The organism is Allobosea sp. Leaf344, from assembly GCF_001426225.1.
Lineage (GTDB): Bacteria > Pseudomonadota > Alphaproteobacteria > Rhizobiales > Beijerinckiaceae > Allobosea.
In genome coordinates this window covers 42,627-60,925 of sequence record NZ_LMRT01000016.1, presented here as the reverse complement: position 1 = coordinate 60,925, position 18,299 = coordinate 42,627, and the positions used below count along the sequence as shown (strand labels likewise).

15 protein-coding genes are annotated in these 18,299 nt (G+C 67.6%); 6 read left to right on the top strand and 9 right to left on the bottom strand.

Translation table 11 applies throughout. From position 1 onward, the window contains the following. Positions 1-97: 97 nt before the first annotated feature. Positions 98-922, bottom strand: coding sequence for a DUF1206 domain-containing protein (locus ASG72_RS18490; RefSeq protein WP_056715720.1), 825 nt, complete (start codon positions 920-922; stop codon positions 98-100). Positions 923-1,184: 262 nt separating this feature from the next. On the opposite strand from ASG72_RS18490, the gene ASG72_RS18485 reads away from it, so the two are divergent. Next, positions 1,185-1,616 (top strand): hypothetical protein, encoded by a 432-nt coding sequence (locus ASG72_RS18485; protein ID WP_056715717.1) that lies wholly within the window; start codon positions 1,185-1,187, stop codon positions 1,614-1,616. A gap of 78 nt (positions 1,617-1,694) precedes the next feature. Here ASG72_RS18485 and ASG72_RS18480 read toward each other — a convergent pair whose 3' ends face one another. The 4 genes from ASG72_RS18480 to ASG72_RS18465 form a co-directional block, all read right to left on the bottom strand. Continuing rightward, positions 1,695-2,633 carry a DUF2950 domain-containing protein gene (locus ASG72_RS18480; protein ID WP_056715714.1) on the bottom strand — a complete coding sequence of 313 codons (939 nt, stop codon included), beginning with the start codon at positions 2,631-2,633 and terminating at the stop codon, positions 1,695-1,697. Between the two features lie 16 nt (positions 2,634-2,649). Continuing rightward, positions 2,650-4,335 (bottom strand): DUF3300 domain-containing protein, encoded by a 1,686-nt coding sequence (locus ASG72_RS18475; protein ID WP_056715712.1) that lies wholly within the window; start codon positions 4,333-4,335, stop codon positions 2,650-2,652. A 73-nt stretch (positions 4,336-4,408) separates the two neighbouring features. Then, the gene (locus tag ASG72_RS18470; protein WP_082540523.1) at positions 4,409-4,993 is read right to left on the bottom strand and encodes an OmpA family protein; all 585 of its coding nucleotides are present in this window, start codon (positions 4,991-4,993) and stop codon (positions 4,409-4,411) included. 16 nt (positions 4,994-5,009) lie between these two features. Then, the gene (locus tag ASG72_RS18465) at positions 5,010-5,435 is read right to left on the bottom strand and encodes a cysteine rich repeat-containing protein (RefSeq protein ID WP_244488876.1); all 426 of its coding nucleotides are present in this window, start codon (positions 5,433-5,435) and stop codon (positions 5,010-5,012) included. Positions 5,436-5,741: 306 nt separating this feature from the next. Between ASG72_RS18465 and ASG72_RS18460 the strand changes: the two genes are divergently transcribed. Beyond that, on the top strand, positions 5,742-6,209 hold the full coding sequence (locus tag ASG72_RS18460) for an aromatic acid exporter family protein (protein WP_162246267.1): 468 nt from the start codon (positions 5,742-5,744) through the stop codon (positions 6,207-6,209). 22 nt (positions 6,210-6,231) lie between these two features. Here the strand turns inward: ASG72_RS18460 and cax are convergent, their stop codons facing one another. Both cax and ASG72_RS18450 read right to left on the bottom strand, forming a co-directional pair. Further along, on the bottom strand, positions 6,232-7,323 hold the full coding sequence (gene cax / locus ASG72_RS18455) for a calcium/proton exchanger (RefSeq protein WP_056715701.1): 1,092 nt from the start codon (positions 7,321-7,323) through the stop codon (positions 6,232-6,234). Between the two features lie 105 nt (positions 7,324-7,428). Continuing rightward, a complete protein-coding gene (locus tag ASG72_RS18450; RefSeq protein ID WP_056715697.1) occupies positions 7,429-7,806 on the bottom strand; it encodes a potassium channel family protein in 378 nt (125 codons plus the stop codon). A gap of 471 nt (positions 7,807-8,277) precedes the next feature. Here ASG72_RS18450 and ASG72_RS18445 point away from each other — a divergent pair, with 471 nt between their 5' ends. The 4 genes from ASG72_RS18445 (at position 8,278) to ASG72_RS18430 (ending at position 15,625) form a co-directional block, all read left to right on the top strand. Next, positions 8,278-10,983 carry a decarboxylase gene (locus ASG72_RS18445; RefSeq protein WP_056716532.1) on the top strand — a complete coding sequence of 902 codons (2,706 nt, stop codon included), beginning with the start codon at positions 8,278-8,280 and terminating at the stop codon, positions 10,981-10,983. Between the two features lie 22 nt (positions 10,984-11,005). Beyond that, complete coding sequence (locus tag ASG72_RS18440; RefSeq protein ID WP_056716529.1) at positions 11,006-12,706, top strand: transporter; 1,701 nt, start codon at positions 11,006-11,008, stop codon at positions 12,704-12,706. Positions 12,707-12,786: 80 nt separating this feature from the next. Continuing rightward, on the top strand, positions 12,787-14,478 hold the full coding sequence (aspT, locus tag ASG72_RS18435) for an aspartate-alanine antiporter (RefSeq protein ID WP_056715694.1): 1,692 nt from the start codon (positions 12,787-12,789) through the stop codon (positions 14,476-14,478). Positions 14,479-14,551: 73 nt separating this feature from the next. After that, complete coding sequence (locus ASG72_RS18430) at positions 14,552-15,625, top strand: AI-2E family transporter (protein WP_056715692.1); 1,074 nt, start codon at positions 14,552-14,554, stop codon at positions 15,623-15,625. Between the two features lie 101 nt (positions 15,626-15,726). Here ASG72_RS18430 and ASG72_RS18425 read toward each other — a convergent pair whose 3' ends face one another. Next, complete coding sequence (locus ASG72_RS18425; protein ID WP_056715687.1) at positions 15,727-17,046, bottom strand: porin; 1,320 nt, start codon at positions 17,044-17,046, stop codon at positions 15,727-15,729. A gap of 625 nt (positions 17,047-17,671) precedes the next feature. Beyond that, positions 17,672-18,250: a hypothetical protein gene (locus ASG72_RS18420; RefSeq protein WP_056715684.1), complete on the bottom strand. Its 579-nt coding sequence runs from the start codon at positions 18,248-18,250 to the stop codon at positions 17,672-17,674. Positions 18,251-18,299 lie beyond the last annotated feature (49 nt).

Genomic DNA, 18,299 nt, shown 5'->3' with positions numbered 1-18,299 from the left:
GATCGGCGTCGAACTGCCTCTCGGCGGTTGCAGCATCCGCGTGCAGCCTCGCGATCATCTGCGCCCTCCCCGCCCGCGACAGGCTGCTTCCCAGAGCTCAGATCGCGGCCGCGACCTGCGGCGGGTCGATCCGGCGGTAGCGCGCGAGGGCGATCTGGAAGGTTCCGAAGGCGAACAGCCCGAGCGCCGTCACCAGCAGCAGCGCCCAGCCATAGGGCTGCTCCTGTAGGGTCCGGAGCGCGCCCGAAAGCCCCTGGACCTCGCTGGCGCTGGCCTGATAGGCGGCGCTGACGAAGAAGCCGCCGATGATCATGAAGACCAGCCCGCGGGCGAGGTAGCCGGCCCGCCCGAGAGTGACCAGCCAGGGTTCGGCCCGGCCCTCGGCCGTGACATGCCGGGTGACGCGACCCTTATAGCCCTTCCATGCATTCGCGATCCCGGCGCCGATCACCGCGAGGCCGACGATGCCGACCAGGATCTGGCCGAAGGGGAAGGAGAGGATATAGGCCGTCCAGTCGCGGGCCGTGCTGTCTCCACCCCCGGCGGACGAGGTCCGCATGACCATCTGCACGGCCGAGGAGGCGAGGCCGGCGTTGATCACCGCGCCGACCCCGAAGCCGAAACGCCGTGCCAGTCCCTTGACGTCCGTGCCGAGATGATCGGCGTCGAAGACGGATTGGGCGACGCGCCAGATCGCGAAGAAGACGAGCCCCGCCGCCACGACGCCGAGCAGCACCGCGCCGAATGGCTTGGTCAATATCGTCGAGAGCGCCGTCTCGCTATCGGGCGCGCGGGCGGCGCGTCCCAGCGCCGCGAGACCGGCGAACCATCCGACGAGAATATAGACCAGCCCCCGCGCCGCGTAACCGAGGCGGGCGAGAAACGCGATGAGCTGTCCGTTGCGGGGGTGCGATAGGGCCATGGCGCAGCAACGTCCCTGCACGCGTCTCGTTCCGGCGCCGTCGCCAGGCCTTCAGGTGCGCGGATCAGCTTCCGGCTCGGCTGGATCGCCGCCGGATGGTCGGCGGCCGCCTCATCCCGAAGAACCGGTTGTAAACGCGCAGGACGAAGCTAACCTGTCTCGGCCTGACGTAAGGCGCTTCAGTCTGCGGCGTCGCTTTCGTGACGTCAGATGGCGTGACGTTGGTTCGTGAAGACTATCGCGATCAAATGGGGGATCGGGGATGACTGCGCTGAAGTATCGGACCTGTCTGCTCAGCCTGCTCCTGATCGCCGCGCCTGTGCAGGCGGCATTGGGGCAGGCCAAGGAGTTCGAGGGCGCCTGGCTGGAAGACGGATCGAGCTGCGCGGATGTCTTCGTCGCCACGCGGGGGGTCCTGGCCTTCAAGCGGCCGGCCAATGCGTTCACATCGGCCTTCATCATCAGGGGCAAGCGGATCACCACGCCAATGGCGAGCTGCGAGCTGATCCGGGTCGAGCGCCGCGGCGATCGGCAGGCCCTGCAGATGAGCTGTGCCACGTCGATCGCGGTCGATCGGGCCCATGCCTTCGTGGCGATGCGCGGCCCCGACAGGCTGGCGCGTTTCTCGGCGGGCGAAGGCGGTCTGGCCACGGAATATCAGCGCTGCACCGCCGAGACGCTGAAGGCGCCGTAATCCGGCCCGGTCACCGGCTACACCCGGCTCGCGCGCGCCGGCCTGGCGGCTCGGCCATGCCGAACCCGCCGGCAGACCCTAGCCGGGGTTCGGGTTCTCCACCTTCTCCCAGCCCTTCTCCGGGTTGAACTGGCGCATCCGGGCTGCGGCGCGGGCCGTCTCGGCGCCGAGATCCTTCTGGTAGACCGTGCCGAGATGGTTGACGATGAAGCTCATGATGCCCGAGCGGCCATATTCCGCGGGGTAGGCCAGGAGCGCGAAGCCGCCGATCATCTGTCCGCCTGCGACATAATCCAGGGAGCCGCCCGGCGCCGCCTGCCCCTGCCGGCTCAGGATCTTGTAGAGATAGCCATGGAAGGGCTGGCCGGTGCCGCCCGCTTGGTAGCCCTCGGCGGCGGCCTGTGCCGCGAGCGCGCCGAGCGGGCTCGGCTCCTCGCCGCTCACTGCCGGCCAGTAAAGGCCGTCCTTGCTGCCGGCGCGGCTGACGATCCTTTGCGCATAGACGCCGCGACCCTGCCCGGTGCGGTCCTTGGCGGCATAATCCTGCTGGGCGTCCACGATGGCGAGGCTGGCCTGGATCGCCGCGAGCTCGTTGCGGCCGATCCGCCGCGCCAGCACCTCCTCGCGGCCGGCGGCCGCATCGAAGCGCCAGCCCCCGCCGGTGCGGGCGAGCGGGATCGGGAAAGGATACTCCGCCTCCCCCACCAGCAGCGTCGCCTTGTCGCCCTTCTGGCTGAGCGCGTGCCGGCTGTCATAGGCCGCGACGAAGCGGAGGCGATCGGCCCTGTCGGCGACGGGATCGCCCGAGGACAGGATCTGGCGGCCCGCCACGCCCATGATCCGCCGCAGCCGCGTCATATCGTCCCGGCGCGCGGCTTCAACCAGAGCGGCGCTGGCCTCGGATGGCGAGGTGAACAGCGTCTGCGCATGGCTCGGCGCCGCCATGGCGATCAGGGCGGCCATGCTGCCGCAGATCAGGGTCGAAAAGCCCCGCAGGCTCCGCCAGGCTGGCATCATCGCCGCTCCTCCCCCGTCAGTGCCATTGGCGCGCGGGCACCTGCGCGCCGCGCGCCTGCCATGCCGCGAAACTCTGGAATTCGAGGCCAATCCGGCGGTAATCGACCCGGAGATAGCCGTCCGCGCCGCGGCTGACCGCGGACGGCGCGACCTGCCTTACCTCCTGGGCCATCACGCCGACATAGGAGCCGGGCGAACCGGCATAGGAGAAGCGATAGAAGCCGAGCCCGTCCTCGAGATGGCCGAGCAGGAGGATGTCGTGCTTCAGGCGGATATCGGAGCGGCGCCCGCCGCCACCGCCGCCGCGCCCGCCGCCACCTCCGGCCCCGACCCGGCCGCCCCCGCCGCCGCGAGGTGCCGCGCCGCCCTGCGGCCTCGAGCGACCGCCGCCGCCGATGCCGCCGCCCATGCTGGCATGGCCGCGCTGCGACTGCAGACTGGCGGCACGCCCGGATTGCACATTGCCGAAGGCGCTGTCGCGGTTCGGGGCGGGACGACCACCGCCGGCGCTCGCCGTTCGCGCGCCGGAGCCGCGGCCTGCATCCGCGCCCGGCCTCGCCCGGTCGCCACCGGGACGATCCGGCCTGTCGGCCGCGCCGGGACGGTTCGCGGGTCGCTGCTCGGGCCGGCCGGCCGCGCCGGCCCGCTCGCCAGGCGCACGGTCGGGCCGGTCGGCCCGGTCCGGCCGGTCGGCCCGGTCCGGGCGCTCGGCCGGCCGCTGCTCCGCACGGGCTCCGGCAGCGGCCCCGCTGCCGATCTCGCCGCGCGGCTGCAGCACCTGCTCGCCGCTGCGCCCGCGGAAATCCATCCTGCCGTCGCGGCCCGCGCGCAGATTGGCGTCGCCATAGGTCTGCCGCACGGCATTGTTGCGATATTGGACGCCGTGGCGATGCTGAGGGTTGTGCTGCCATTGCGTCGCGCGGTCGCGGTCGATGTTTATGGTCCTGTTGTTCCAGCTGACGTTCCCGCCCCAATAGGAGCTGTTGTTCCAGCGCCCGAGCGCGTAGCCCGCGCTGAAGACGAGCCCGGTGGCGAGGGCGCCGGCTGCGACATAGCCTGCCGTCGGGAAGCTGTAGGGCGGGTAATCGGGGCTGGGCCAGGAGCCGTAGACGACCGCCGGATCGTAATAGGGCACATGGATCGTCTCCGGCTGGGCCGGCTCGATCACGATCGCCTGCTTGCCACTCTCTTCCCGCAGCGAAACCGTCTGCTGCGGGCCCGATGACAGGGTTTTCGCCGAATAGGCCCGGGTCCTCATCCTCTGGACGCTGTCCATCAGATCCGGCTGCTGCGCGAGGACCGCGTCGCCGAGCAGGCGCATCCAGTCGAGGTTCTTGCTCATCATCTCGAGCACCGCGGGCGTGGCCACGAGCGCCTTGACGCTGGCGTCCCAGGGCTGCGCCTCGGCCGCCGCCTGCAGGGCGTCACCCTTGAGCGAACCATTGGCGGCGAGCCAGCGATCGGCCTGGATGACCTCGAGCGGATAGGTCGACGCCATCAGCACCTGCGCCAGCAGCGTGTCGGGATAGAGTGCGATCGGCGCGGTCAGCGCGTCGAGTTGCGCGGCCGGCAGGAGCTGCTCGTCCTCCGCGATCTGCGCGACCGCCGGCGGCTGCGGGCGTGGCGGTGGTGCGGTTTGCGCCCGCAGCGGAGAACTCAGCCCACCCGAAACGACACAGGCCAGCGCGAAGCGAAGATACATGGGGCCTCTCCACCGGTGGCGGGAGATGGGGCGGGCCGCGCCGTCAGCCAGGCACGGCCCGGCTTTCAGGCGGTCATCGGAAGCGGCCGATATTGACGATCTGAACGCGGCGATTGACGGCGGCATCCGGATGCTTGCGATCCTGCAGCTGCTCCTCGCCCAGCCCGACCGAGACGATCCGGGAGGGGGCGATGCCGAAGGTGGAGACGAGGGCCGCCCGCACGGCGTCGGCCCGCTTCTGGCTCAGGGTGAGGTTGGATTTCCGGTCCCCGACCGCGTCGGTATGGCCGACGATCAGGAATTTATACTCGCGCAAGGTCGGGTGAAGCAGGGAATCGGCGATCACGCCGACCGTGCGGAAGGAGGCGGGGCGGATCACCGCCGATCCCGTCCGGAACAGGATCTCGACCGTGAACTGCGTCAGATTGTCGAGCTCCTGCGAGAGCGGCTCGCGCAGCGAGGCGTCGGGGCCGCGATTGGCCGCGACGCTGTCGACCGCCTGGCGGCGCAGCGCCGCCACGTCGATCGATTTCGACTGGTCGAGGACGTTCAGCGTCTCGATCAGCTGCGCGTCGTTCAGCCTCGCCTGGGCGTGGACGGTGGCGGATGCGGCGGTCAAAGCGAGCGCCGCGGAGAAGACGAGGGCAACCGGTTTCATGATGGGCATTGTCCTGTCAGTTCCAGCCGGCATCGACGATGACCTGCTTGCAGGGGTTGCTGACGACCTTCGAGGAGGTGAGCAGGCATTGCAGGATGTGGCCGTCATGGCGCTGCACGCCGCTGCAGAACCGGCCGATGTCGCGTTCGCAGATCTTGACGGCGGCGGCCTGTGCATCGGCCCGTTTGCGAAGCGACTGGAAGGTCTCGGCGGCGGCCGATTTGCATCCCGCCGACAGCTTGGCGGCGTTGCGGTCGAGGCAGGCCTTGACGGCACCGCCGCCGAGCGCGGCATTGGCGCAATAGCGCTCGATGTCGGAACCGCAGGATTTGGCGATGCGGTCATAGGCCTCGGCGAAACTGAGCGTCTGGGCGGATGCTGCCGACGGCAGCGAAGCCGCCGCCAGCAGGCTCAAGGCGGCCAGGGCTGAACGGATGGTCACGGGTCGCCTCTCCTCTGCTCACGGCCGGTTTCACCTCGGCCTGCACGTCCGGATCCGCCGAGCGGGATTGGAACGGGGACGAAAGGCTAGCACCGGCTCTCGGCCACCGGCTTGACAGAATGCGACTCCCGGATCGGCGGCCACGCCGCCACCCCGCAGGCTCCGCGGCGGCAACCGCATAGCCGGCTTGACACCCCTCCGCACCGTCCGGGACAGTGAGCCCCGTGCCGGGGACGGACGCCCCTCGCATCCTGCCGATCCGACCCCAGCGTTCAGCCGCGAGGCACCGTGCAGGATCGAGCGACATTGGCGGGGCTACAGCTCGGTATACGCGTGGCGGTATCGGCGGTGCTGGCCTATGCGCTGGCGGATCTGCTGCGCCTCACCCATCCGCTCTACGCCTTCATCGCGGCCGTCATCGTCACGGACATGTCGCCGCTCCTGTCGCGGCGGCTGGGGCTGACCCGCCTCGGCGCCACCTTCGCCGGCGCGTTCACCGGGGCGGCGCTGAGCCAGACGCTCGGCCCGGGCCTGGCCTCGCTCGGCATCGGCGTGCTGGCCGCGATGCTCGCCTGCCAGCTGCTGCGGCTGAGCGAGGGCGCGAAGGTCGCAGGCTATATCTGCGGCCTGATCCTGATCGATCATCGCGGCGAGCCCTGGGCCTATGCCTTCGACCGGCTTCTCGAGACGGCGCTGGGCGTCACCGTGGCCTGGTGCATCAGCGCAATCCCCCATCTGATTTCCCTGGAGCGCCGCGCCCCGGGCGATCCCTGAGAGGCGATCCCGTGCGCCGGGCTCACGGCTTCGGCGGCAGCATGAACAGGGTCATCGCGAAGATGGCATAGACCATCAGGATCATCACCCCGACGAACCAGGCCGAGCGGCCGCCGCTGGTCAGCATGGTGGCCGCCAGCGTCGCCAGCAGCATCATCGCGATCGCGCCGGGCCAGAACTCCAGGCTCATCGGCGCGGGGCCGATGACATAGCTGAGCAGCACCAAAAGCGGCGCGACGAACAGGGCGATCTGGGCGGCGCTGCCGAGCGCGATGCCGACGCTGAGATCGAGCCGGTCCTTGGCGGCCGCCGAAAACGCGGTCGCGACCTCGGCGGCGGAGCCGACCAGCGCCACCAGGACGAAGCCGACGAAGGCCGGAGACAGGCCGAGCACGTCCGAGGCCTGCTGCACCGAGGCGACGAAGACCTCGCTGACCAGCGCCACCAGGACCGTCACCACCGCGAGCACGATCAGCGCGGGCCTGAGCGGCCAATGCTCCCCCGGTGCATGCGCCTCCTCAGGCCCGGCGGCGGCGAAGACCGCCTTATGCGTCTTCAGCGAGAACAGCATCGACAGCCCGTAGGCGGAGATCAGCAGCAGGGCCAGGCCGAGGCTGAGCGGCTGCAGCATCGCGCTGCGCCCTTCGGCTCCGGCGACCAGCGCCGGCATCAGCAGCGCGACCGTGGCGAGGAAGAGCAGGCTGGCCTGCATCCGCGCCGAGGCCTGGTTGAAGCGCTGTTCGTGATGCCGCAGCCCGCCGATCAGGAAGGAACCGCCGAGCATGAACAGCGTGTTGGTGACGATCGCACCGGCGATCGAGGCCTTGACCAGGAGATATTGCCCGGCCTGCAGCGCGGTGAGCGCGATCACCAGCTCCGTCAGATTGCCGAGCGTCGCGTTCAGCAGCCCGCCGATAGCATCGCCCGTCCGCGCGGCCACCGATTCCGTCGCATGGCTGAGGAGAGCGGCCAGCGGGACCACCGCCAGGACCGAGAACAGGAAGAGAAGCGTATGTTTCTCCGGCCAGATCCTCTCACCCAGGATGGTGAGCGGAACGAAGATCAGCAGCCCCAAAATCGGGGACCGTCGCAAGCCCTGCCCGATGGCGCCCATTCCAGCCCCCTGCCTCGCCGCACATGTCGCGCGGCCTGAACTGCTGCATGCCGGAGGATCGCGTCACAATGCGATGGATCAAGCCGAGCTCTTCGTCACGGAGACCTATGGCGGCGGCGGCTCTTGCGCCCGCAGGACCGCCTGCGCCACCGCCGAGACGGCCGCGACGAAGATGCCGATCCCCGAAAAGATGAAGCCCATCGTGAAGATCTTGCCCAGAGCCGTCACCGGCGCGAAATCGCCGTAGCCGACGGTAGCGATCGTCACCACGGAGAAATAGGCGGCATCGAGCAGCGACCAGCCCTCGACCAGCCAGTAGAACACCGTCGCGACGGCGATCAGCGCGAGGGCGAGCGAGGCCGCGCCCTGGACCTCGGGCTGCCGGCCGGCATGGCGCAGGCCGGCGAACAGGCGGTGGATATTCGACAATAGCCGCATGGCGCTCTCTCTGGCGAAGGGGCCGAAGCCGGCAGCATGCGTCATCGACGCGAGCCGACGCAACGGAGCCTCTCCGGTGGCGATGTCGCCGGCGCGGCCGGACCAGCTTTGCGACGGCTCAGCACCCAAAGCCAGCGATGTCCGGCGGGCCTCGATCGGCGAATTGCGTGCGATGCGGGGAGTCGCATTCGGTCAAGTCAGAACTCGTTAGCCGGTGATAGCGTCCGCCCAAGCCCGCATCTCGTGCTGCGGGCGAGACAGGCAGAACTGACCTTCACGGAGGCAGGAGAACCCGCGGCTGACTCTGCGCCAGGAGCACGCTGGATGCGCCTCTCCCGGACACATGGGGAGACGAGGCCGGTCGACGGCTCGCGACGGACATAAACTACAATAACCGATCAGCATATTTCTAAAATAAAGACATAGACCATAGTATTACCGAATGATTGACTCACATCAAGGATGTGATTTTCGCTTCTGTGAAGTTGTAACGACAACACGTTGAGGGTGAAATTCATGATCAATGCAGCCGGAACCCGTATCGACGCCTTTTTCCTGATGCATTCCGCGCGCGCCGATAGCTGGCGCCTCGTGCATGCCGCAGCGCAAGGATGGCACGCCGGCAACGCCAGTCGCGCCGACGTCAAGGCCGCCTTGGCCGATGTCGCCCTGATCGAGGAGTTTCATGCTTTCCCCGGCTCGCGGGTGATGCGGATGCTCGACCAGCGTCTCGACGCCGACGATGCGGCGGGCACGGCGGCGATGGTCCGGCAGATCTCGGATGCGATCCTCGCCAACCGCGACAATGCCGACACGCTGGCGCAGGGCATGGCCGGGGCGGGCGACGAGTTGCCGGACATCCTGCCGAGCGGGATGGGGCAAGGCGACCATCGCCGCCCCTCCTTCGAGACCCTGTTCGTGACGCTCCAGCCACCCTCGCGCTGGCCGGCGATGAGCGAGGAGATCCGGCGGCTGCGCCGTGGCGAGGACCAGTTCATCTACGACACGGTGTTCGTCGCTTCGCTCGAGGACGCGGTCTGCGCCGCCCTCGTCAATCCGCGCATCGCGGCGGTGGTGACGGCCGACGACATGCCCTACCGCTCGCGCCATGATGCGCCGGTTCTGCGCTCGGTGCTGGACCCGATCCTGAACTATACCGGCTCGGAAGCCTCGGGCGTCGATCTCGCGCGCATTCTCAAGAGCGTGCGCCCCGAGCTCGACGTCTACATCCTGTCCGACCGTGCGGTCGAGAAGCTCGCCGGCGACCCCAAGGCGGATTGCGTCCGCCGCATCTTCTACGCGATCGAGGAGCCGCTCGAACTGCACCTCTCGATCCTGGAAGGCATCGCCGCCCGGTTCGAGACGCCGTTCTTCGACAATCTCAAGCGCTATGCGCAACGCCCGATCGGCACCTTCCATGCGCTGCCGATCGCCCGCGGCAAATCCGTGTTCAGATCCGAATGGATCAGGGACATGGGCGAATTCTACGGGATCAACCTGTTTCTCGCCGAGAGCAGCGCGACCACGGGGGGGCTCGACAGCCTGCTGGAGCCGACCGGCAACATCAAGAAGGCCCAGGAATATGCAGCGCGCGCCTTCGGCGCCGACAAGGTGTTCTTCGTCACCAACGGCACCTCGACCAGCAACAAGATGGTGGTGCAGGCCCTGATGAAGCCGGGCGACGTCGCGATCATCGACCGCAACTGTCACAAATCCCATCATTACGGGATGGTGCTGAGCGGTGGTCAGCCGATCTATGTCGAGGCCTTCCCGCTGACGCGCTATTCGATGTACGGCGCCGTGCCGCTCAGCGCGATCAAGAAGGTGATGCTGGAGCTGCGGGCCGAGGGCCGGCTCGACCGGCTGCGCCTGCTGGACCTCACCAACTGCACCTTCGACGGGCACATGTACAACACCCGCCGGGTGATGGAGGAGTGCCTGGCGCTCAAGCCCGACCTGATCTTCCTCTGGGACGAGGCCTGGTCCGGCTTCGCGCATTGGTCGCCATTCCTGCGGCCGCGCACCGCCATGGGCGCCGCCGCCGCGATCAAGGACTGGATGCGCCAGCCGGAATCGCTGGAAGCCTATGAGAAGCAGCAGGCCGAGCTCGGCAAGAAGCCGTCCGATGCCACGCTGCTGCAGACCCGGCTGATCCCCGATCCGCGCAAGATCCGCCTGCGCGTCTACCAGACCAACTCGACCCATAAATCCATGTCGGCGATCCGGCAGGGCTCGATGGTACTGGTCAACGACGTCGACTTCGCCCATGTCGAGAGCCAGTTCCACGAGGCGGTCTTCACCCATGCCTCGACCAGCCCCAACCAGCAGCTGATCGCCAGCCTCGACGTCGCGCGCCGCCAGATGGAGCTCGAGGGCTACGGGCTGGTGATGAACGCGATCTCGATCGCGCTGAAGATCCGCATCGCCATCAACCAGCATCCGCTGATCTCGAAATATTTCAGGGTGCTCGGTGCCGACGATCTGATCCCGGCCGAATACCGCAAATCCGGCTTCGTCGATTTCCTCCAGCCCGGCGTGAGCTGGGGCGACATCGTCAAGGCGATGCGCGAGGACGAGTTCTATCTCGATCCGACCCGCATGACCCTGGTCTGCGGCACCGCCGGCTTCGACGGGACCCAGTTCAAGGGGCTGCTGGCGAACAAGTACCAGATCCAGCTCAACAAGACATCGCGCAACTCGGTGCTGCTGCAGTCGAACATCAACAATACGCGCAGCGACATCGCGCATCTCATCCGGGTGCTGGTCGAGATCTCGCGCGGGATCGAGGACGAGCTCGCCGGCGGCGGAGAGGCCGTGCAGCAGGCCTTCAAGGCGCGCGTCAAATCGCTGATGGACGATGTTCCGGACCTGCCGAACTTCAGCCATTTCCACCGCGCCTTCCGCAAGGATGCCGGCAAGAAGACGCCCGAAGGCGACATGCGCAGCGCCTTCTACGGCGCCTATGTCGAGGACGAATGCGAATATGTGCCGCTCGCCGGCGCGGCGATCGACAAGCGCCTGGAACAGGGGCCGGATCTGGTCTCGGCCAATTTCGTGATCCCCTACCCGCCGGGCTTCCCGATCATGGTGCCGGGCCAGGTGCTCACCCGCGAGACCATCGACTTCATGCGCAAGCTCGATGTGAAGGAGATCCACGGCTACGAGGCCGCCAAGGGGCTCAAGCTCCTGCGCCCCGAAGTCCTCGATCGCAAGACGAACTGAGCGTGGCAGGGGAACGATGATGATGGCCGGCTTTTTCAACTATCTGGGTGCGAACCCCTTCATCCTGCTGTTCCTGACCGTCGGACTGGCGATCTGGATCGGGCGCCAGAGCATCGCCGGCTACGGCCTGGGCATGGTCGCGGCGGCGATCATCGTGGGCTGCGGCCTGTCGGTCTGGGCCTCGGTCTACGGGGTCAAGCTCGAGCTGAACAACTTCACCAAATCGATGTTCTACTACCTCTTCATGTATGGCGTCGGCCTGCGCGTCGGCCCCTCCTTCGTCAACAGCCTCGGCGGCGACGGTTTGCGCTTCACCGGGCTGGCGGTGGTCAGCTGCGTCATCGGTCTCGCTCTGGTGGTGGTGGGCGCGCAATTGCTCGATCTGCCGCCCGGCGCGGCAGGCGGCATCCTCGCCGGCTCGCAGACCATGTCGGCGGCGATCGGCTCGGCCGAAGAAGCCGTGAATGCCGGGGTGGTCGCGCTGCCTCCGGGGACGACGCCGGAGCAGGTCTCCTCGATGATCGCCCTCTCCTACGGCATCACCTATATCTGGGGCACCGTCGGCATCATCCTGATCACCAAATATCTGCCGACCTGGTGGGGCGTCGACGCCCGGGCCGCCGCGCGCGACTATGAGGTCAAGCACGGCGTCGCCAGCGGCGATGCGCCCGCGCTCTCGGCCTGGTCTCCGGGTGGCGTCCGGGCCTATCGGCTCGAGAACAGCGAATGGGACGGCAAGCCGATCGGCGCCCTGCTGCGCGCCAACCCGGAATACCGGGTGGTCAACGTGGTGCGTAAGGGCGACAAGCTCGGCGTCTCGGATGATCTCGTTCTGCAGCTCGGCGATGTCGTCGCACTGGGCGGCCGCCGCGAGACCATGACGGAGAAGATGGGCCTGATCGGGCCTGAAGTCTCCGACCGGCAGGCGCTCGACATCCCGCTCGACCAGGCCGAGATCCTGGTCACCAACCGCGACATGCTCAAGCTGACCCATCGCGAGCTGCGCGCTTTGCCGGACGTCAACCAGATCCAGCTGGTGAAGCTGGAACGCGGTGGCGTCACCTTGCCGATCGGCACCGACACAGTCCTGCAGCGCATGGACGTGCTGACGCTGGTCGGGCTCAAGGACGCCGTCAGCCGCGTCGGCGCGCTGTTCGGCCGGGTGGTGCGGCCGAGCACGGCGACCGATCTGCTGACGCTGTCGATCGGCATGGTGCTGGGCTTCCTGATCGGCGCCATCCAGTTCCCGGCCTTCGGCGCCTCGATCGGCCTCGGCAATGCCGGCGGCCTCCTGGTCTCGGGCGTGATCATCTCCTCGCTGTCGTCGCGGCTGCGCTTCTTCGGCAATACGCCGAATGCCGCGCGCAACGTGCTGGAGGATCTCGGGCTCGTCGTCTTCGTCGCGATCGTCGGCATCAACGCCGGCAATTCGCTGCTGACGCAGCTGACCGGCCTGCTGGCGGTGAAGATCTTCCTGGTCGGCTTCATCGCCTGCTCGGTGCCGCCCGTCATCGTCTGGGCGATCGGCTACCATGTCTTCAAGATGAACCCGGCCGTGCTGATGGGCGGCGTCGCCGGCGCCCGCAGCCATTCCGGACCCTGCCGGGAGGCCGCCGTCGAGATCCAGAGCAACGTCCCCTGGATCGGCTTCCCCGTCGCCTATGCGGTGTCGGGCGTGCTGCTGACGGTGTTCGGCTATTTCGCGATGATCCTGGGCAGCTGAGCTCCTCCAACGACGATCAGGGCGGCGCAGCGGCAATCGCTTCGCCGCCCCCTTTTTCTTCAAGGCCGGGGGAGCTGCACATGGACTACTTCGTTTCTGCGCTGCGGCAGAATCCGGAGCTGGCGATCTTCCTGACGATCGCGGTCGGCTTCCTGATCGGACGCGTGAAATTCGGCAGCTTCAGCCTGGGCATCGTCGTCGGCTCGCTGCTCGCGGGCGTGCTGATCGGGCAGCTCGACATCAAGGTCCCGGCTCTGGTCAAGACGATCTTCTTCGACCTCTTCCTGTTCACGACCGGCTACAAGGTCGGACCCCAATTCTTCCGCGGCCTCAAGAAGGACGCCCTGCCGCAGCTCGCGCTGACGGTGCTGATCTGCACATCCTGCCTGCTCACCGCCTTCGCCATGTCGAAGCTGCTGGGATACGACATCGGCACGGCCGCGGGGCTGCTCGCCGGCGCCTTCTCGGAATCGACCGTGATCGGCACCGCCGCCGATGCGATCAACCGGCTCGAGCTTCCGGCCGCGGACAAGACGGCGCTGATCAACAACATCCCGGTTGCCTATGCGGTGACCTATCTCGTCGGTACGGCCGTGCTGGTCTGGTACATCCCGACCATCGGCCCGAAGCTGATGCGCACCAATCTTCGCGACGAGGCCGCCAAGATCCGCTCCCGCTTCGCGGAAGGCGAGGGTCTCGGGCAGGGTCAGCTTTCGGCGGCGCGCCCCTTCGATGTCCGCGCCTATCGCGTCACCAACCCCGCCTTCTTCAACCGCAGCATCGGCGAGTTGGAAGCCTTGCCGCGCGAGACGAGGGCCTTCGTGGTGCGCGTCCGCCAGAACGACGCGCTGCTCGAGCCCAGGCCCGATCTGGTGATCCGGGAGGGGGACATCGTCGCCGTCATCGCCCGCCACCAGGCCCATGCGCTGCGCGGCGACGTGATCGGCCCCGAGGTCAGCGACATCGCGCTGCTCGACATGCCGGTGGAGGCGCTCGACGTGATCGTCACCAACCGCTCGATCGCGGGCAAGCGGATGGAGGAGCTCAGCGGCAGCAGTATCGCGCGCGGGGTCTTTCTCGCCAAGCTGCTCCGCTCGGGGCTGGAGGTGCCGGTCGCACCCGACACGGTCATCGATCGCGGCGACGTCATGCGGCTGATCGGAACGGTCGCCGATGTCGAGCGCGCCGCGCAGGAGATCGGCTATCCCGACCGTCCGACGGCCGCCACCGACATGATCTTCGTCGGCACCGGCATCGTTCTCGGCGGGCTCGTCGGGCTGCTCTCGGTGGTCGTCTGGGGCGTACCGCTGACCCTCACGGCGAGCGGCGGCGCGCTGATCATGGGGCTGGTCTTCGGCTGGCTGCGCAGCATCTACCCGTTCTTCGGCCGGATCCCGGAACCGGCGATCTGGATCTTCGACACGCTGGGCCTCAGCATGTTCATCGGCATCGTCGGGCTCAGCGCCGGCCCGAGTTTCGTCAGCGGGCTGCAGAGCAGCGGCGTCAGCCTCGTCGCGGTCGGCCTGATCTCGGCCGTGCTGCCGCATACGCTGGGCATCCTCTTCGGGCGCTACGTGCTGAAGATGAACCCGCTGATCGTGCTGGGCGCCTGCGCCGGCGCGGGCACGATCACCGCGGCCCTGCGCGCCGTGCAGGACGAGGCGCAGAGCAGCTATCCCGCGCTCGGCTACACCGTGCCCTACGCGCTGGGAAACATCCTGCTCACCGCCTGGGGCCCGGTGCTCGTCGCGATGATGTCCTTCTCGACCTAGGCCGACGCGCGACATCCGCCGCGCAGCCTCGGCCGGAGGTGCCTGGAACCCGCATCGCCATCGGAGCTCGCCCATGCCGGCATCCACCAGCCCGGGACCGCCCTCGACCCAGAAAATCGTCGATATCGCGCTGCGCCTCGCGCTGATCGCGATCCTGGCCTATGCCTGCTACCGGATCGCGAGGCCCTTCCTCGGGCTTGTGCTCTGGACCACGCTGCTCGCCGTGATGCTGAGCCCGATGCATCTCTGGCTGAAAAGGCGGGCGAGGCTCGGCAATGCCGTATCCGCCGTGGTCATCGGGCTCGTCGGCGTCCTGCTGGTGCTGGTGCCGATCCTCTTCGTCACCGACTCGCTGCTGCGAACCGCCCTGCGGGTCGTCGCCTATGTCAACGAGCACGGGCTCGTCATGCCGGCCCGGCCGCTCTGGCTCGAGCGGATCCCGCTGGTCGGACACACGCTGCGGGTCCGCTGGGATGCCGCGGCGGCCGATCTGCCCGCCATGCTGCAGCAATACCGCCCGCAGATCCGGCAGGGGGCGGATTGGCTCGGCGGCTTCGCCGGCGGCCTGGCGGGCGGGCTCGCCACCACGCTGATCTCGCTGGCTTTCGCCTCGGTGCTGCTCGCCTATGGCGAACAGACCTATCGTTTCGCTGGCGCCCTCGCCGCCCGGATCACCGGCGACAGGCCGCGGGCGCGCAGCCTCATCCAGCTGACGGCCTCGACCATCCGCGCCGTCGTCCAGGGCATTGTCGGCGTCGCCTTCATCCAGACGGTGCTGCTCGGGATCGGCTTCTTCATGGTCGGGATTTCCTTTGCCGGCGTCCTGTCCCTTCTGGCCTTCGTCTTCGGGATCCTGCAGCTGCCGGTGGTGCTGCTGGCGCTGCCGGCCGTGGTCTATGTCGCCTTCAACGAGCCGACCGGCATCGCCGTGGCCTTCGGTCTCTGGACCGTGCTGGCCGCGGCGAGCGACAATCTGCTCAAGCCCTTCATGCTGGCCAGGGGGCTCGACGTGCCGATGCCGCTGATCCTGGTGGGGGTCATCGGCGGGCTGGTGGTCGACGGGATGATCGGGCTGTTCACCGGCCCGGTCACGCTCGCGGTCGGCTATGTCCTCTTCGACGAATGGCTGCGGGAGGAAGCGGCCTGACGGCGCGGGACGACGCAGCGCGCCGGCGCCATCGACACCGTCGCGAAACAGGAAAAGCCCGGGTTTCCCCGGGGCTTTCCGACGTGATCGGCTGTGGCCGATCAGAAGTCGCGCTGGATCCGCAGGCGGGCCGACAGAGCGTCGTCCGACTTGATCAGGACGCCGGCCGGACGGCCGGCAGCCTGGATGCGGGTCTTGACCTCGGCCCAGGCGTAGAGAACCTCGACGCCGATATCGAGCCCGGAGACCGGCGACCAGACGAGGTTCGACCCGATGCGGAACTCCTTCGGGTCCTGATTGGCGACGCCGCCGATGAAGACGCCGCGGCTATAATCGAGCTCCGAATACGAGCCATACACGGCCTGGCGGATCGTGGGGGTCCAGTAGTGCAGCAGGGCGGCGGTCAACGAATAGGCCTTGGTCAGCGACGTGCGGCCGTTGACGTCGACATTGGCGTCCGAATTGGCGAAGGCCAGACGGCCGACATTGGAGTTCGGCCCCCAGCTCGAGCCGCTGCCGCCGCCATAGCCGAGATAGGAGATGCCACCCTCGGTATAGGCGGCCTGCAGCCAGAGCTCGTCGCCGGCGGCGAGCATGGGCAGGTTGATCTTGACGCCGCCCTGGATGGCGAAACCGGTCTTGTCCGAGGCGCCGCCAGGAAAACCTTGGCCCGTTTGGCCATTACGCTCGAACACGGCACCCGACAGCTGAGCCGAGCCCCAGCCCTGCGTCAGGTTCAACGAACCGACGATGTCGGGATAGGTCTGGCCGCCCGAGACGAAGTTGCCGACGACCTGGCGCTCCGAACGGTCTTCCAGCGAGATCGTCGCCGAGAAGCCGGAGCCGAAGGTGGCGGTATAGGCCAGGAGATTGACCGCCGTGTCCGACGAGCGGATCGGGCCGTAATTATGGACCGTCGCGTAGAAGTCGAAGAAGGACTGGGCGCGACCGGCGGTGATGGGACCGAACTGGATGAAGCCCTTGTCGAGATTCGACGCGGTGCCGCCGGCGCCACCGCGAACGGCGACGAATTGCGGCCCCGTCGAATTGGTGCCCTGGCCATAGGAGCCGTTCGAGACGGTCATCTCGAAGCGGATGAAGGTGCGCAGCGTGCCGTAGGCGGTGGCGGTGCGGGCGTCGATGTTCAGACGGCCACGAGCGCGGAAACCATAGCCGTCGGCGGTGTCGAGGCCGACGCCGTCGAACGTCTCCTGGACCAGATATTCGGCGCGGATACGGCCGCCTATGCGCAGGCAGGTCTCGGTGCCCGGAATGTAGAAGAAGCCCGCGCCATAGGTCGAGCAGACCCGGACATATTCGACGGGAGCGGCCTTCCGCGAGGGAAGATCGGCGGCCTGTGCCCCGGCGACCGCGGCGAAGCCGGCGGCGGAACCGAGGAGGAGGCATTTTGCGAGCTTCATTGGTAACCCCCACACTGAGTTTCGAGACCCTCGGGCCTTGGCTCGGCCTCTCGGCGGCGATCCCGGCAGACCGTCGCCGCGCAGATGTCGGCCCCTGGCTGTCCGATGCGGCGCTGGCCGGATTCGCAGGCGAACGCCAAATCAGCGACCAAACGTAAAGTGATCATACGCCAGATGCGCGATCGATCAATCCGAATGCGAGATAGCTAGACAATTTGCGCGATTTAAGAATTCGCTGTTGCCACCGAGCAACATAATGTTTGAGCCGACTAGTTAAATCCTATGGGACGACTGACTCAGAGGAAATCGCTCTCCCCGATCGGCGACAGACGGGACCGGATAGGCTGCAGCGGAAGCGGCTGAAGACTTCGGCGGAGCGGGACGAGAGATGAAGTCTGCCGGGAGGCATCACCCGACCCGACCCGATCCGTTCGCCTGGCCGGAACACCATGGCGCGAACCGGTGCCTGGTGGTGCCGAGCGAAACCATCGCACGGAAGCCTTTGCTCCGGTTCGCAGACGATGGGCGCTATGGCCGGATGGGGCGCTCGGCCGTCAGCCCAGTCGAACAGGCCTCCGATCCATGCCGCGCGCCATCGCGAACGGCATGGACGCAGAAGGCCCCGTCAGTATTTCTCGAAATGGAAGGCTTCCGCCAGGGTCAGCCGGATCATGTCACCGCGGCGCAGCCGCCTGAGATCCTGCTTGATGACGGGGTCGACGACGGCGAGCGAACGGGGACCCAGCGGACCTTCATAAGCGACGACGCTGGATGCCGGATCGAAAGCCTGGAATTGCGCCGTCACCTCCAGCGTCCGCACCACGAATTTATCCGGCAGATTCTGGAACGGCCCGCTCACGGCCTCCGTATAGACGATACCGGGCCTCGCGCCTTTTCGTGCCCGCTTCACTTCGAGGAGAGCCCCCTCGACCCTGCGAATGGAGACGCGGTCGCCAGGGCTGATGTTCTGGAGCGTGCCGAATACCTCCGGGACCGCGACATCCCACATGCGTCGACCCTGGCGGACGACGACAAGACGCTCAGCCGGTTTCACATCGACGATCTCGACATCGAGTCGCTCGATTTCGACCGGCCCCACCCCGGCGACGACGACGGTTTGCGTCGTGACCGTAGGCGCGGAGGCACAACCCGCGACGGCAAGCGACAAGGACAAAGCCAGGATCCAGCCCATTTTCTTCGACATCTCGATCCTCCAGAAATATTGTTGTCAGAGACCGGTCGGAAGTATTCTG

Bases quoted from the DNA above. Each gene is read 5' to 3' on its own strand.
- ASG72_RS18490 (WP_056715720.1), bottom strand. From the start codon at position 922: ATGGCCCTATCGCACCCCCGCAACGGACAGCTCATCGCGTTTCTCGCC.
- ASG72_RS18485 (WP_056715717.1), top strand. From the start codon at position 1,185: ATGACTGCGCTGAAGTATCGGACCTGTCTGCTCAGCCTGCTCCTGATC.
- ASG72_RS18480 (WP_056715714.1), bottom strand. From the start codon at position 2,633: ATGATGCCAGCCTGGCGGAGCCTGCGGGGCTTTTCGACCCTGATCTGC.
- ASG72_RS18475 (WP_056715712.1), bottom strand. From the start codon at position 4,335: ATGTATCTTCGCTTCGCGCTGGCCTGTGTCGTTTCGGGTGGGCTGAGT.
- ASG72_RS18470 (WP_082540523.1), bottom strand. From the start codon at position 4,993: ATGAAACCGGTTGCCCTCGTCTTCTCCGCGGCGCTCGCTTTGACCGCC.
- cax (WP_056715701.1), bottom strand. From the start codon at position 7,323: ATGGGCGCCATCGGGCAGGGCTTGCGACGGTCCCCGATTTTGGGGCTG.
- ASG72_RS18450 (WP_056715697.1), bottom strand. From the start codon at position 7,806: ATGACGCATGCTGCCGGCTTCGGCCCCTTCGCCAGAGAGAGCGCCATG.
- ASG72_RS18445 (WP_056716532.1), top strand. From the start codon at position 8,278: ATGATCAATGCAGCCGGAACCCGTATCGACGCCTTTTTCCTGATGCAT.
- ASG72_RS18440 (WP_056716529.1), top strand. From the start codon at position 11,006: ATGGCCGGCTTTTTCAACTATCTGGGTGCGAACCCCTTCATCCTGCTG.
- aspT (WP_056715694.1), top strand. From the start codon at position 12,787: ATGGACTACTTCGTTTCTGCGCTGCGGCAGAATCCGGAGCTGGCGATC.
- ASG72_RS18430 (WP_056715692.1), top strand. From the start codon at position 14,552: ATGCCGGCATCCACCAGCCCGGGACCGCCCTCGACCCAGAAAATCGTC.
- ASG72_RS18425 (WP_056715687.1), bottom strand. From the start codon at position 17,046: ATGAAGCTCGCAAAATGCCTCCTCCTCGGTTCCGCCGCCGGCTTCGCC.
- ASG72_RS18420 (WP_056715684.1), bottom strand. From the start codon at position 18,250: ATGTCGAAGAAAATGGGCTGGATCCTGGCTTTGTCCTTGTCGCTTGCC.